13 protein-coding genes are annotated in these 14,561 nt (G+C 63.8%); 9 read left to right on the top strand and 4 right to left on the bottom strand.

Features of this window, described 5'->3' with window-relative positions:
- Positions 1-9: 9 nt before the first annotated feature.
- The 7 genes from L0U84_RS31805 to L0U84_RS31775 all read left to right on the top strand — a co-directional run bounded on the left by L0U84_RS31805 (position 10) and on the right by L0U84_RS31775 (position 7,248).
- Positions 10-963, top strand: coding sequence for an ABC transporter substrate-binding protein (locus L0U84_RS31805; RefSeq protein ID WP_233856020.1), 954 nt, complete (start codon positions 10-12; stop codon positions 961-963).
- Between the two features lie 179 nt (positions 964-1,142).
- Positions 1,143-2,045 carry a TauD/TfdA dioxygenase family protein gene (locus L0U84_RS31800; RefSeq protein WP_233856019.1) on the top strand — a complete coding sequence of 301 codons (903 nt, stop codon included), beginning with the start codon at positions 1,143-1,145 and terminating at the stop codon, positions 2,043-2,045.
- Positions 2,046-2,102: 57 nt separating this feature from the next.
- Positions 2,103-3,155, top strand: a complete 1,053-nt coding sequence (locus L0U84_RS31795) for an ABC transporter substrate-binding protein (RefSeq protein WP_233856018.1) — start codon at positions 2,103-2,105, stop codon at positions 3,153-3,155.
- A gap of 85 nt (positions 3,156-3,240) precedes the next feature.
- Positions 3,241-4,071, top strand: coding sequence for an ABC transporter ATP-binding protein (locus L0U84_RS31790; protein ID WP_233856017.1), 831 nt, complete (start codon positions 3,241-3,243; stop codon positions 4,069-4,071).
- Positions 4,068-4,946: an ABC transporter permease gene (locus tag L0U84_RS31785; protein ID WP_233856016.1), complete on the top strand. Its 879-nt coding sequence runs from the start codon at positions 4,068-4,070 to the stop codon at positions 4,944-4,946. The genes L0U84_RS31790 and L0U84_RS31785 overlap by 4 nt, the downstream gene beginning before the upstream one ends.
- A 215-nt stretch (positions 4,947-5,161) precedes the next feature.
- Positions 5,162-6,568 carry a selenium-binding family protein gene (locus L0U84_RS31780; RefSeq protein ID WP_233856015.1) on the top strand — a complete coding sequence of 469 codons (1,407 nt, stop codon included), beginning with the start codon at positions 5,162-5,164 and terminating at the stop codon, positions 6,566-6,568.
- Positions 6,569-6,576: 8 nt separating this feature from the next.
- Entirely contained in the window at positions 6,577-7,248 is a 672-nt protein-coding gene (locus tag L0U84_RS31775) for a hypothetical protein (RefSeq protein WP_233856014.1), read from the top strand.
- Positions 7,249-7,516: 268 nt separating this feature from the next.
- On the opposite strand, the gene L0U84_RS31770 is transcribed toward L0U84_RS31775, so the two are convergent.
- Positions 7,517-8,017 carry a MarR family winged helix-turn-helix transcriptional regulator gene (locus tag L0U84_RS31770; protein WP_129960513.1) on the bottom strand — a complete coding sequence of 167 codons (501 nt, stop codon included), beginning with the start codon at positions 8,015-8,017 and terminating at the stop codon, positions 7,517-7,519.
- A 186-nt stretch (positions 8,018-8,203) separates the two neighbouring features.
- Here L0U84_RS31770 and L0U84_RS31765 point away from each other — a divergent pair, with 186 nt between their 5' ends.
- Both L0U84_RS31765 and L0U84_RS31760 read left to right on the top strand, forming a co-directional pair.
- Entirely contained in the window at positions 8,204-9,289 is a 1,086-nt protein-coding gene (locus L0U84_RS31765; RefSeq protein ID WP_233856013.1) for an aromatic ring-hydroxylating oxygenase subunit alpha, read from the top strand.
- Positions 9,286-10,251 (top strand): PDR/VanB family oxidoreductase, encoded by a 966-nt coding sequence (locus L0U84_RS31760; RefSeq protein ID WP_233856012.1) that lies wholly within the window; start codon positions 9,286-9,288, stop codon positions 10,249-10,251. Before L0U84_RS31765 ends, L0U84_RS31760 begins: the two co-directional genes overlap by 4 nt.
- A gap of 52 nt (positions 10,252-10,303) precedes the next feature.
- On the opposite strand, the gene L0U84_RS31755 is transcribed toward L0U84_RS31760, so the two are convergent.
- The 3 genes from L0U84_RS31755 to L0U84_RS31740 form a co-directional block, all read right to left on the bottom strand.
- A complete protein-coding gene (locus L0U84_RS31755; protein ID WP_233856011.1) occupies positions 10,304-12,772 on the bottom strand; it encodes a penicillin acylase family protein in 2,469 nt (822 codons plus the stop codon).
- A gap of 380 nt (positions 12,773-13,152) precedes the next feature.
- Entirely contained in the window at positions 13,153-13,623 is a 471-nt protein-coding gene (locus L0U84_RS31745) for a Fis family transcriptional regulator (protein WP_233856010.1), read from the bottom strand.
- Between the two features lie 108 nt (positions 13,624-13,731).
- Positions 13,732-14,472: a 3-ketoacyl-ACP reductase gene (locus L0U84_RS31740; RefSeq protein ID WP_233856009.1), complete on the bottom strand. Its 741-nt coding sequence runs from the start codon at positions 14,470-14,472 to the stop codon at positions 13,732-13,734.
- Between the last annotated feature and the right edge of the window lie 89 nt (positions 14,473-14,561).

The following is a 14,561-nucleotide window of genomic DNA, read 5'->3' as shown; positions in this document are numbered from 1 at the left end:
ACCTGATCAATGTCCAATCGACGTCAATTCATTCTCACCGCTACGGCGCTCGGCGCGCTGCTCGTGCGCAACGCGCTCGACGTGACACACGCGGCGCAGGCGCCGCACGGCACGGTGGATCTGAGCCCCGAGCAATCGGGCCGGATTCGCGTGCCGAAGAATCCGGATGCGGTCGCAGCTATCGGCAACCGCTACCGCTTCGCGAACGACGGCTGCTTCACGGTCGCGATTTCGCCGCACCTGCCGCCGACCGCGACCTACGCGACCGATGCGCGTACCGTCGTCGGCTCCGATGCCGACTACGCACAGTTGATCGCCGATTCGCTCGGCCTGAAACTGAACCTCCTGCCGATCGCGTGGGCCGACTGGCCGCTCGGCCTGAGCTCGGGTAAGTACGATGCGGTGATCTCGAACGTCGGCGTGACCGAGCAGCGCAAGGAGAAGTTCGATTTCACGACGTACCGGCAAGGGCTGCACGGCTTCTATGTGAAAACCGCGAGTCCGATCAGGAAGATCGCGCAGCCGCAGGATATTGCCGGGCTTCGGCTCATTACGAACTCGGGTACGAACCAGGAGAAGATCATCCTCGAATGGAACCGGCAGAACCTCGCGAAGGGTTTGAAGCCGGTGGAATTTCAGTACTTCGACGATGACGCCGCGAGCCGCATCGCGCTGCTATCCGGACGCGCCGACGTCGTATTCAATCCGAACGCGCCGCTTGCCTACGATGCGGCCACCACCGGCGCGATCCGCGAGGTGGGCACGCTGAACGCAGGCTGGCCGGCGCGCGCCGATGTGGCGATGGCCACGCGCAAGGGCAGCGGCTTGATGGATGCGCTGACGGTCGCGACGAACGGACTGATCTCGAATGGCACCTATCGGCGATCGCTCGCGCACTGGGGCATCGAGTCGGAAGCGTTGGCGCGCTCCGAAAGCAACCCGCCGGGTCTGCCGAAGTTCTGATGCGTTGAAAGCCCGCGGCAAAGCAGTGCGCCACAGCGCGCGACGCGTTGCAGCATCGGGTTTATTACTCCAGCAGATAACCGTATCGGATTTGCTTGGTTGGCATCGCGCGCACGGGCCGGTACATTCGTCGCACTCACCGCGCCGTTAGGCGCCCGCTGAATAGTTTCGACGAAGAGATGCCTGTGACGACCACCGCCGCTGCTTCTGCCGCTTCCGCTACCCCGCCGCAACCATTCGAGATCCGCCCGTTCGATGCGCCGCTCGGTGCCGAAGTGCTCGGCCTCGATCTCGGCCAGCCGCTCGGCGACGACGATTTCGCGCGCATCCACCGCGCGCATCTGGACCATCACGTCCTTGTGTTTCGCGACCAGCGCATCACGCCGGACCAGCAGATCGCGTTCAGCCGCCGCTTCGGTCCGCTGCAGATTCACGTGCTGCATCAGTTCGGTCTGGCAGGTTTCCCCGAGGTGCTGGTCGTGTCGAACGTGATCGAGAACGGCAAGCCGATCGGTCTCGGCGACGCCGGCCACTACTGGCACTCCGACCTGTCGTACAAGGAAAAACCGAGCCTCGGCTCGTTGCTGCACGCGCAGGAGTTGCCGGCCGAAGGCGGCGACACGCTGTTCGCGAACATGCATCTGGCGTGGGATACGTTGCCCGCGCATCTGCGCGGCGCAGTGGCAGGACGCAGCGCGGAGCACACCTATCTGGCCAAATACGCGGAACTGCAAAAACGCAGCCCGTGGCGGCCGAATCTGTCGGCCGAACAGATCGCGCAGGTGAAGCCGGTCGTGCATCCGATCGTGCGCACGCATCCGGAGACGGGGCGCAAGGCGCTGTTCGTCAGCGAGCACTTCACGACGCGCGTAATCGGTTTGCCTGAAGACGAGAGCAAGGCTTTACTCGACGAACTCTTCGCGCACAGCGTGAGGCCCGAGCATCTGTATCGGCATCGATGGGCCGGGCACGACATGGTGTTCTGGGACAACCGCTCGTTGATGCATCTCGCCGCCGGCACGCCCGACCACCTGCGCCGCAAGCTGTATCGCACGACGATCGAGGGCGACGTTCCGTTCTGAGCACCACGCTTTCCATCACAACCACACCTATCACACCGCACGCCCGTTGGAGTTTCAATGCTGAGCCGATTTCGCCCGACCGCCGCACGGCCGTCGTTCGTCCGCCGTTTGACGGCACTATTGCTGAGCCTGTCGATCGGTGCCGCGGGCGTCGCCGTCACGGCTCCCGCGCGCGCCGAGGGCGAGATTCGAGTGGCCGAGCAGTTCGGCATCGTGTATCTGCTGTTGAACGTGGCGCGCGATCAGCATTTCATCGAAAGCGAAGGGCGCAAGCAGGGCCTCGACATCAAGGTCGATTGGGTCAAGCTCTCGGGCGGCGCGGCGGTCAACGATGCGTTGCTGTCGGGCGCGGTCGATATCGCCGGCGCGGGCGTCGGCCCGCTGCTGACGATCTGGGATCGCACGCATGGCAAGCAGAACGTGAAGGGCGTCGCGTCGCTCGGCAATCTGCCGTACTACCTTGTGAGCAACAACCCGGACGTCAAGACGATCGCGGACTTCACGCAGAAGGACCGCATTGCGCTGCCGGCGGTCAACGTATCGGTGCAATCGCGCGTGCTGCAATACGCTGCGGCGAAGCGCTGGGGCGACAAGGAATACGACCGGCTCGACAAGTTCACCCAGGCGTTGCCGCATCCGGACGCGGCTGCGGCGATCATCGCGGGCCGCACCGAAATCACCGGGCATTTCGGCAATCCGCCGTTCCAGGAGCAGGAACTGGCCGGCAATCCAAAAGCGCATATCGTGCTCAATTCGTACGATGTACTCGGCGGCCCGAGTTCGGCGACGGTCCTCTATGCGACCGAAAAATTCCGCCACGACAATCCGAAGACGTATCGCGCGTTCGTCGATGCGCTCGCCGATGCGGCGAAGTACATCAATGCGAATCCGCAGGGCGCGGCCGATATCTATATCCGCACCAATCAGTCGAAGATCGATCGCAACCTGCTCGTGAAGATCATCACGAACCCGCAGGTGCAGTTCAAGATCGTGCCGCAGAACACGTTCGGGCTCGCGCAGTTCATGTATCGAGTCGGCGCGATCAGGAATGAGCCGTCATCGTGGAAAGATTATTTCTTCGACGATCAGGCGACGGCGGCGGGGAGCTGAGCATGACGTCCTGCGTTTTCATGGCGCTGAGCGGTACGCGGCAACACTCGTTGGCTGATTCGATTCACTCGCAGGGAGCGCTCTGATGGTGGCCAATCCTACGCTTCTGTTTCCCGATGACGCCGCGCGCAACGCCGCGGCAACGAGCGGCAAGCTGCTCGCGGTCGAGAACGTGACCCTCGAATACCGCACGCGCGAGCGGATCGTGCGCGCGACTCACGACGTCAGCTTCGACGTCTACGGCGGCGACCGTTTCGTGCTGCTCGGGCCGTCGGGGTGCGGCAAGTCGACGTTGCTGAAGGCGGTGGCCGGTTTCATCGAGCCGAGCGCGGGCAGCATTTCGCTCGATGCTCAACGCGTGCGCGGACCGGGCGCCGATCGGATCGTCGTGTTTCAGGAGTTCGACCAGTTGCCGCCGTGGAAGACGGTGGTGCAGAACGTCGTGTTTCCGCTGCGGGTCGCGAAGAAGCTGTCGAAACTCGAAGCGCACGAACGCGCGCTGCATTACCTCGACAAGGTCGGGCTCGCCGCGTTTGCGAATGCGTATCCGCATACTTTGTCGGGAGGCATGAAGCAGCGCGTCGCGATCGCGCGAGCGCTCGCGATGCAGCCGCGCGTGCTGCTGATGGACGAACCGTTCGCGGCGCTCGACGCGCTGACGCGCCGCAAGATGCAGGAAGAACTGCTGCGGCTATGGGAAGAAGTGAACTTCACGCTGCTGTTCGTCACGCATTCGATTGAAGAGGCGCTGGTGGTCGGCAACCGGATTCTGCTGCTGTCGCCGCATCCGGGCCGAGTGCGCGCGGAGCTGAACAGCCATCAATATTCACAGGACAGCTTCGGCCGCGCCGATTTTCAGCGCAGCGTCGCGCGGATTCATCAGCTGCTGTTCGAACAGACGGAGGCCGTGCAATGAGTACGCCCGCCACGTTGCCGCCGCCGGTCCGCGACGAATATGAACGCGCGCTCGAAGCGCCCGGCGAACTCACGAGCGAAGCGCCGTTGCCCATCGCGAGGCGGATCTTCGCGCACGGCTGGTTGCGCAAGACACTGATCGCACTCGTGCTGATCGCCGCGTGGGAAATCGCCGCGCGTACGATCAACAACGATCTGCTGCTGCCGACCTTCGGCGCAACCTTGAGCGCGTTCGTGCAAGGCGTATGGTCCGGCGAACTGCTCGCGAAGACGGCGGTATCGATGTCGGTGCTGCTGCGCGGCTATCTGCTCGGCGCCGCGTTTGCGTTCGTGCTGACATCGCTCGCGGTATCGACGCGTGTGGGCCGCGATCTGCTGTCGATGCTGACCGCGATGTTCAACCCGCTGCCGTCCATCGCGCTGCTGCCGCTCGCGTTGCTGTGGTTTGGGCTCGGCACCGGCAGCCTGCTGTTCGTGCTCGTGCATGCGGTGCTGTGGCCGCTCGCGCTCAATACTTATTCGGGCTTCCTGTCGGTGCCCGCGACGCTGAAGATGACCGGACGCAATTATGGTCTGACGGGCCTGCGTCATGTGTTGCTGATCCTCGTGCCGGCGGCGCTGCCGTCGATCCTGGCCGGGCTGCGCGTAGGCTGGGCGTTTGCATGGCGCACATTGATCGCCGCGGAACTCGTGTTCGGCGCGAGTTCGGGCAGCGGCGGACTCGGCTGGTACATCTTCCAGAATCGCAACGAGCTGTATACGGATCGCGTTTTCGCGGGGCTCGCCGCGGTGATCGTGATCGGTCTGCTGGTCGAGCATCTCGTGTTCGATACGCTCGAACGCGTGACCGTGCGGCGCTGGGGCGTGCAGCAGTAAGGCGGCTCGTCGGCTCGCATGCGCGGTCCGTGGCGTCTGCGGGAGCGCTGGCGGCTCGGCTCGCTGGTCCTGCTGGGTCGCACCTGCGTTCGCGGACAAATTTCCGGTTGCGTCCGCCGCTGTCGTGAACTACAAATTTAAAGTTACGCTGGCTCGATTTTTGGCGGGCCGCGCTTCCGTTCAGAACCGTTCAGAACGACAGGGAGAGTGCCGTCATGGGAATGCGCCCCGATCCTACCTTTCATGCATCGCCGAAGCTCGCGATGGATGCGCCGCCGGAAGAATTCGCGTACACGGTGCTGCTCAGTCCGGATGCCTCGCAGCCCGACGCGCTCGCCGTGATCGACGTGAAGCCCGGTTCGCCGACCTATAGCCAGGTGGTCCACACGGTGCCGGTGCCGAACAAGGGTGACGAGTTCCATCACTTCGGCTGGAACGCGTGCTCGTCCTCGTTGTCACCGTTGACGGGCCACGCGTTTCTGGAGCGACGCTATCTGATCATTCCGGGCATGCGCTCGTCGCGCATCTACATCGTCGATACCAAACCGCATCCGACTCAGGCGAAGATTCACAAGATCATCGAGCCGGAGGAGATCTTCCGCAAGACCGGCTATTCGCGTCCGCACACCGTGCATTGCGGACCGGAGGGCATCTACGTGAGCACGCTCGGCGGTGGCGGCAAGGACGGCACCGATGGGCCGCCCGGAATCTTCATCATGGACTGCCAAACATTCGAGGTGCTGGGCCGTTGGGAAATCGAGCGCGGCGAGCAGGAAAAGCATTACGACTTCTGGTGGAATCTGCCACGCAATTACATGGTGTCGACCGAATGGGCGTTGCCGCCGCAATTCGAAAACGGCATCGTGCCGGAAGACCTGCTCGCGAACAGATACGGCCACCGTGTGCACTTCTGGGATTTGCGCGCAAGGCGCAACGTGCAGACGATCGATCTCGGCGCGAACCATCAGATGGGGCTCGAAGTGCGGCCCGCGCACGATCCGAGGCGTGAGTACGGCTTTATCGGCGTCGTGGTCGACACCACGAATCTGGAAGGATCGGTCTGGACCTGGTGGCGCGAAGGCGGCCACTTTCACATCGAGAAGACCGCGACCATTCCGCCGGAGCCCGCGCACGCCGACGAATTGCCGCCGTTGCTGAAAGGGTTCGGCGCGGTGCCGCCGCTTGTCACCGACATCGATCTTTCGATCGACGATAAATTCCTCTACGTGTCCTGCTGGGGCACCGGCGAGATGCGCCAGTACGACGTGACCGAGCCGCGCAAGCCGAAATTGACGGGCTCGGTGCGCATCGGTGGAATCGAACGGTGCACGCAGCATTCGAACGGCAAGTCTTTCGCCGGCGGTCCGCAGATGGTCGAGATCAGCCGCGACGGCAAGCGCGTCTACTGGACCAACTCGCTGTACTCGACGTGGGACGACCAGTTCTATCCGGATGGCGTGCCCGGCGTGCAAGTAATGGCGCATGCCGATCCGAATGGCGGTCTCAAGCTCGCCGAAGATTACTTCGTCGAGTTTCCCGCCGGCTATCGCGCGCACCAGATCCGCCTGGAGGGCGGCGACTGTTCGACCGATTCGTTCTGCTATCCCTCGGTGGGCGTTTGAGCGGCGTGGTGTCTCCGCAAGCGGCACTGTGGCTGGCCGTCGTCGCGAGCGGCGTGTATCACGGACTCAATCCGGCGATGGGCTGGCCGCTCGCGGTGTCGAACGCGCTGATGCAGCGGCGCTCGCCGGCGCTGGTCGTGGCGCTGCTTTATCTCGCGGCGGGACACGCGCTCGCCATTCTGCTGATGATGCTGCCGTTCGCGATGCTCGCGAGCGTGCTTGCATGGCAGCGTCAGATGCAGATCGGTGCGAGCCTGCTCGTGATCGGCTTCGGGCTGGTGTTGCTGATGCGGCGGCGTCATCCGCGCGTGCTGGCGAGAATTCCGCCGTCGCGGCTCGCGTTGTGGTCGTTTGCGGTGGCGATCGCGCATGGTGCCGGCTTGATGCTGGTGCCGATCTACCTCGGTCTATGCCGCGCTGAAGAGATGGACGCAGCGCACAAAGCAGCGCAGACGCTGATCGAAACGAGTCTGCGCATGGCGCTGTCGGTCTCCGCAGTGCATGCGGCTGCGATGACGGCGGCCGGCGGCGTGCTCGCGTGGCTCGTTTATCGCTACCTCGGGCTCAGGTTCGTGTCGCGCAGCTGGTTCAATCTCGATGCGGTGTGGGCGTCGAGTCTGATTCTGGTGGGGGGCGTGTCGCTGGCGTTGAATGCGGCGGCAGCGGGTGTTTCCGGGTGATCTCGGCGAAGCCGATGCGGCAGTGGGTACAGCGTGTGCTGCGCAACTTCGGTGCCGGAACGCCGCGAAGATTCCGAAGAATAGCGAGAAATAAGCGGCTCGAGCACGCGCGGTCGCAGCCATGACCGACAGGCCGCAGAAAAAAAGCGCACGGATGGCGACTCGCAATCGCAGCGACGGCCAAGGCGCCGGAACGGCTCGCGAAAGGCCACGTGCGCGGCAAGATCGTGGTAGAGGTCGCGCCGCGGCAAGAAGCGTGCGCCGTCTGCTAGTTCGAATTCGCGTCGTCGCTCGCACTGCGCAGCGGCGCGCGGCTCTGATCGTTATTCAGATGAACGAACTTTCTCAACAGCCTCAATAGCTCTCGCGCATCCTCGTCTCCCATCCCGTCGAGCAGGCCGTGATTGAGCGCGTTGACGCCGGGAATCAATTCATCGAGCAACTGCTCTCCAGCCGGCGTCAGCAATAGACGACGCTGACGGCGCGGCAGAACTTCGCGCAGGATCCAGCCTTTGGCTTCGAGCCGCACCGCGATATCGGCAGTGGTCGAGGTGTCGAGGCCGACCCGTTGCGCGAGCGTGACCTGATCGAGCCCGGGCAACTCCTGCAGCATTCTGAGCACCGCATACTGCACGGGCGTGACTTCGCGCCCGATCAGATCATGAAACATGGACACGGAAATCTGATGCGCGCGTCGAATCAGATGGCCGGGCTGGTCGTACAGATCGATGCTGATCGCGGAAGTGCTGGTATCGGTTGATGTGACCATATTAGTTCTGAAGACCTCGCGCCTTTTCGTTGCAAATGGAATTGGCGAACAGCCTTTGTGTTACCGGATTGAAAGTTCGTCTAGGGGAAAACCTTCATTTAATCATTAAAGGCACATTGAGTACACTGAATCTCATTGAGTAGACTGAATGAAGTGCGCGGACAAACAACAAGGAGTGAGACTGACATGTTTCCCAGGAATGCGTGGTACGTCGCATGTATGCCCGATGAAGTCGCGGATCAGCCGCTCGGTCGGCAGATCTGTGGCGAGCCGATGGTGTTCTATCGCAACGCCGAAGGCACCGTGGTGGCGCTCGAAGACTTCTGTCCGCATCGCGGCGCGCCGCTGTCGCTCGGTTTCGTGCGCGACGGCACGCTCGTGTGCGGCTATCACGGCCTCGAAATGGGCTGTCAGGGCAAGGCGACCGGCATGCCGGGGCAACGCGTCAACGGCTTTCCATCCATTCGCAGCTATCCGGTGATCGAGCGCTACGGCTTCGTCTGGGTATGGCCCGGCGATGCGGCGCAGGCGGATCCCGCCAGGCTGCATCATCTGGAATGGGCCGAGAGCTCCGAATGGGCGTATGGCGGCGGCCTTTATCACATCCGCTGCGATTACCGGCTGATGATCGACAACCTGATGGATCTGACGCACGAGACTTATGTGCACGCGAACAGCATCGGGCAAAAGGAAATCGACGAAGCCGCGCCGAAAACCGTGGCCGAGGGCGATACCGTGCGCACGAGTCGCTTCATGGAAAACGTCGCGGCGCCGCCGTTCTGGAAAATGGCCTTGCGCGGCAACGGTCTCGCCGACGACGTGCCCGTCGATCGCTGGCAGATCTGCCATTTCACGCCGCCGAGTCACGTGCTGATCGAAGTGGGCGTCGCGCATGCCGGGCATGGCGGCTATCACGCGCCGGCTGACAAGAAGGCGTCGTCGATCGTGGTGGATTTCATCACGCCGGAAACGGAAACGTCGATCTGGTATTTCTGGGGCATGGCGCGCAATTTCCGTCCCGACGATGCCGAGCTGACCGCAAGCATCCGCGAAGGGCAGGGCAAGATTTTCAGCGAAGATCTGGAGATGCTCGAGCGTCAGCAGCAGAACCTGTTGCGCTGGCCCGAGCGCAATCTGCTGAAGCTCAATATCGATGCGGGCGGCGTGATGTCGCGACGCGTGATCGATCGGCTCGTCGCGCACGAACGCGCGCAGACGGGCGCGCCAGCGGCTGAAGTGACACGCGTGATTCCGGTGCGGACGGCAACATGAATCATCCCGTGCTGAATGTGGTGGTCGCGCGCCGGCGCGACGAAGCGCTCGGTATCGCGAGCTTCGAACTGGCGAGCGAAAACGGTCAGGCGTTGCCCGCTTTCGACGCCGGCTCGCACGTCGACGTGCATTTGCCCAACGGGCTCGTGCGTCAGTACTCGTTGTGCAACGATCCGCGCGAAACCCATCGCTATCTGATAGCGGTGCTGCGCGACGAAGCGGGACGCGGCGGATCGAAGGCGGTTCACGATCTGGTCCGCGAAGGCGAGCGCTTGCAGATCAGTGTGCCGCGCAATCATTTCGCGCTCGCTGACGATGCAGCACATCATCTGCTGCTCGCGGGCGGGATCGGCGTCACGCCGATCGTTTGCATGGCGGAGCGGCTTGCCGCCACGGGCGCTTCGTTCGAGATGCACTACTGCACGCGCTCGAAGGAACGCACGGCGTTCGTCGAGCGTCTGGCGCAGGCGGGCTTTGCGAAGTCGGTGCAGCTTCATCACGACGACCATCCGGGTGGCACGACGTTCGATATCGAACAGACGCTGAGCGACGCGCCGGCCGGCACGCATCTTTATGTGTGCGGTCCGCGCGGCTTCATGGACTTCGTGCTCGCGACCGCGCGTGCGAAAGGCTGGCCTGAAAACAGGTTGCACTACGAGTTCTTCGGCGCGGCCGCGAATCAGGCGGTGACGGGCGGCAGCTTCCAGGTGCGCATCGCGAGCAGCGGCGCGACGATCGACGTGCCGCCGGAATGCACAGTGGTGCAGGCGCTGGCCGCGCATGGCGTCGAAGTGATCACGTCGTGCGAGCAGGGCGTATGCGGTACCTGTCTGACGCGAGTGTTGTCGGGCGAGCCGGATCACCAGGATTCCTATCTGACCGACGAAGAACGCGCGGCGAACGATCAGTTCCTGCCGTGCTGCTCGCGCGCGAAATCGCCGCTGCTGGTGCTCGATCTTTGATCTGTGATCCTTGATCTTTGATTGACGACGGGCGTGTCGCCCGTCGTGCCGCCTATTGGGCGCCTATTGCGCGTTCCCCCCCAGAATCCGACGAACTTACCGTGCGCACACTCAACACCGGATCGTGCGCAATCGCTTCTTCCGAGAACGGCATCATCGTCCAGCGTTGGGCCGCGTAATCGCGTGTTCCGTCGGCATGGTGCGGCGACGCCGGATCGTCGGATTCGGACGGTGCAAGCAGCGTGCGCGCGACCACCTGATCGCCGGCGAACGACACGATCTGCAGATACGTGTCGCCCATTGGCTTCACGTTCATCGAGTAGCCGCTCGCATCGAATGGATGCGCGGCACACGCCGAGGTGAAATAGCCCCCCGCATCGCAGCCTCCGAAGAGCGCAATGCGCTCGTCGTTGCGTTGCACGTAGAGCGCCGTGCTGCGCGGCGCATCGATCGCGATGCCGGCTCGTTGCAGCGCCGCGAGCGCGTCATGCAGCGCGGCGGCGAGCTTCGCCGGATCGGCCGCAATGCCCGCGGGCGTGGTCAACGGCTTCGCGGGATCGAACGGCACCGCGTATAGCTGCGCGGGCGGAATCGTCAGCAGACGGCGCCACAACTCGTCCCACAAAGTTGCACCCACCGCGCCGGCCGCGGCCGTATCGTCCCATGCGGCGAGGACTTTGCACGCCGCGCGCTGTTGGTCGGCGTTCGGATCGGCCGGCAGGACCGCGGGCGCGTCGTTGCCGCACAGACGGTCGAGCACCGGCTGCTTGAACAACAACGCCGACATCGAGCGGCTGTCGAGCGCCGCGCGGCCGAGCGCATCGGCGGACACGCCATGCGGATCGTTCTGCAATTGCGCCGCGATCGTATGACCGAGGCGTGTGCGCAGCGTCTGCGGCGTGCCGGTCGCGCCGATGATCTTCGCGTAGCCCGTCATCGGTTCGGCCGGATTGCTGAGCCAGTAGCTGTCGTTGAAATTGCCGACATAGTCGCGCCGAAGCAGCGACGGCATTCGCGCGACCGGCAACGCATGATGCTGTACCGCCGCGGGATCGTCGCGCCAGTCGCAGTCGCTGCGCGAACCGTCGAGGACCGGCACGCCCGGCATGATTTGCGCCAGTGCCCGGCCGACCGGTGGCGTGCAGCGCTGCGCGAGTTCGTCGGGCACGTCCGGGATCGCGCCCATATCTGCGTACCACACGCGCGGATCGTCGCGGCCGATCGCGAGCGTGTTGACCCACGGCACGGCCGCGTTCTTCTTCTGGATGCGGATGAAATCGTCGAGCGAGCTCGCCTGATTCCATTCGAGGAAGTTTTCGTACACGCGGAAGTTGTCGGTGTTGATATCGCGCAGCGCGAACGCCTGCTGCGCATTCCACGCGAGCGCGGGCGACATCGTGCCGAGATTGACGAGCGGGCCGAAGCGCGAGCGATACAACGTGCGCGACACGGTATGCATCGAACCGTCGGCGGCGCGTACCTGGACGTTCACGCGCGACGGCGTCATCGCTTCGGTCTTGCCGTCGACCTGATACCGGGTCGGCGCGCCGGGTTCGAGCGTCAGCTTGAAGAGGCCGAAACGCTTCGCGGTGGATACGGTATGGGTCCACGCGATGTTGTCGTTGAAGCCGATGATGATCAGCGGCACGCCAAGAAACGACACGCCGGCGACGTTCAGCTTGCCGGGAATAGTGAGTTGAGCCTGGTAGAAACGATCGGGACCGGTCCAGAACCAGTGCGGATTGCCGAGCAGCAACGCGCTGCCGGTGTGCGTCGCGTCCGCGCCGAACGCGAGGGCGTTGCTGCCGATGCCCGCATGGCCGCCGAATTCGGCAAGCGGTGCGTCGACGTGGATGTCGCCGTGCAACCCGCTCTGCGGCGGCACCGGCATGGCCAGCGGCGGTTGCGCGGTCGCTATTGCATTGATGAAGCGCGCCTCGCCACCAGCCAGATTCGCCGCGACCTGACGCCGGTAGATGTCCGCGTTGCTGATCTTGCCGAGCCACGGCGCCGCGCGGCAGGCCGCATGCGCGCCCGGAAAGTCGCCGTGCGCGAGATCGGCGACGTAGCGGTTATAGCCGGCGACGAAGCCGTCGATCAGCGCGCGTATGTCGTCGGTCTGGCTTTTGCGGTAGCGCGCGACGGTCGCATCGTCGACGATGAAACGGAAGAAGAAATCCGAGTTGAGATTGTCGGGCTGGCCGAACGTCGCTCCTAATGCGGGGCGCGCGTCGGCGCCGAAGAAGCGCGAGCGTTCGCCGCGATAGGTGGCGAAGCTCTCGGCCATCGTGCATAAATTGTCTTGCGCCTGCGCGTAGCCGTAACCGTAGCCGAGGCTGCCCCAGTCGTCGGCTTTGATGTGCGGGATGCCGAGCGCGGTGCGGCGAATCTCGGCGCGATAGGGGCCGGCGTGCGCGACGTTGTCGGTGTCCGGGTTCGCGCAGCCTGGCAGCGTGGCGGCGATGGGCAGGGCGACCAGCAGGGCGGCGAGGCGGCGGAGCAAGGGGACGTTCGAACGCATGGTTCTTTTGTGGTGGGCGGACGTTGAGCGGCAATGGCTGTGGCGCAACCGCGAGCTTAGCGGGTAATGGAAGGCGGGTCACCGCGGGCAACGCTTGCGGTTGTGCATCGCTGCCGGCTCTGACCGGCGCGTCGAGGCGCGGCCGCGTCGAGCGCGTCACTGGTGCGATTGCTGGTCGTAGGAGGAGGCAGTCCGCATAACCGCGGCGGGAACGGAGCCGCGCAAGATGCCGTCTTTTGCGGACCAGCTGACGGCCACCGAAATGGCCTGCGTACTGACCTTCGTTCGGACCATATGGGGAAATACGGCCGGACCGGTCACCCGAAACGATGTGTCGAGCGTGCGCGGGGGATTGCACAAGTACACGCCAACGCGCTTAGTCAAGCGGTGTTCCCGTTGCCGTCGCAGTGCCCGTTGGCGGTGCTGAACAGCGTCTTCAGCTTCGCGTTGACCGCGATCAACTCCTGCACCGGCGCCGCCGCGAGTTGCTGATCGAAGAGCGTGAGGACCTGACCGAGCAGCGCGTAGGCGTCGTGATCGATGGCGCAGATGCCGTTTTCGAGTCCCGCCTGCCGGCAGCGCAGAATCACGCCCTCCGCGTCGCGAAACAACTCGGGTACGGCCGAGCCATAGCCGCGCTGATTCAGCAGCATCGCCATGTAAATGGCCTGTGCCATGCTGCCGACATGATATTGATTGGCGACGCCGCTGCGTAATGCCTCGAGCGTCATGTGATAGTCGAGCGAGATTTCGCCCGCCTTGGCAGGCACGATCGGGCGCAGCATCGCCTTCGGGCGGGTGCGCGGCGACTTCGCGGGTGCAGCGCGAGTAGCGCTCGCTTTTCTGGCCATAAGCTCACTGAGGCGGCCGGCTCACGCCGGGCCGCGACACCATCACGGAACCTGACAACGTCCATTACGGAAAACGGCTGCGCCGCGTAGCACGCGGCGCCGTTCCCGTTAGCCCATATGCAGACCGCCGTTCAGCGAGAAATCCGCCCCGGTCGCAAAGCCCGCCTGATCCGACGCGATCCACGCGACGATCGACGCAATCTCATCCGGCGTACCGAGACGCCGTACCGGAATCGTCGCGACGATTTTCTCCAGCACCTCCGGACGGATGGCCTTGACCATGTCGGTGCCGATGTAGCCCGGCGACACGGTGTTGACCGTCACGTTCTTGGTGGCCACTTCCTGCGCGAGCGACATCGTGAAGCCGTGAATGCCGGCCTTGGCCGTGGAGTAGTTGGTCTGGCCGAACTGGCCTTTCTGGCCGTTGACCGACGAGATGTTGATGATGCGCCCAAAGCCTCGGTCGACCATGCCCTCGATGACCTGTTTGGTCACGTTGAACAGGCTCGTCAGATTGGTGTCGATCACCGTTTGCCAGTCTTCGAACGTCATCTTGCGGAACATGCCGTCGCGCGTGATACCCGCGTTGTTGACGAGCACGTCGACTTCACCGACGTCTTTCCTGACCTTCTCGAACGCTTTCGCGGTCGATTCCCAATCCGCGACGTTGCCTTCGGACGCGATGAAGTTGAAGCCGAGCGCTTTCTGATCTTCGAGCCATTTGGCTTTGCGCGCCGAGTTCGGGCCGCAGCCCGCGACGACGGTGTAGTTCTCTTTGTGCAAGCGCTGGCAGATTGCGGTTCCGATACCACCCATGCCGCCGGTTACGTACGCAATACGATTTGCCATAAGTCCTCCTTCTTGTTTGGGGTGAGTTGAAGCAAGTCGATTGGAGGATGGACCTATTATTGGCAGCCGCCAACGGCCGGGACGATGGG

This window comes from Paraburkholderia sp. HD33-4 (genome assembly GCF_021390635.1).
GTDB lineage: Bacteria > Pseudomonadota > Gammaproteobacteria > Burkholderiales > Burkholderiaceae > Paraburkholderia.
Note: the sequence above shows the minus strand (reverse complement) of the source record. Positions and strands in the feature narration are given on the sequence as shown.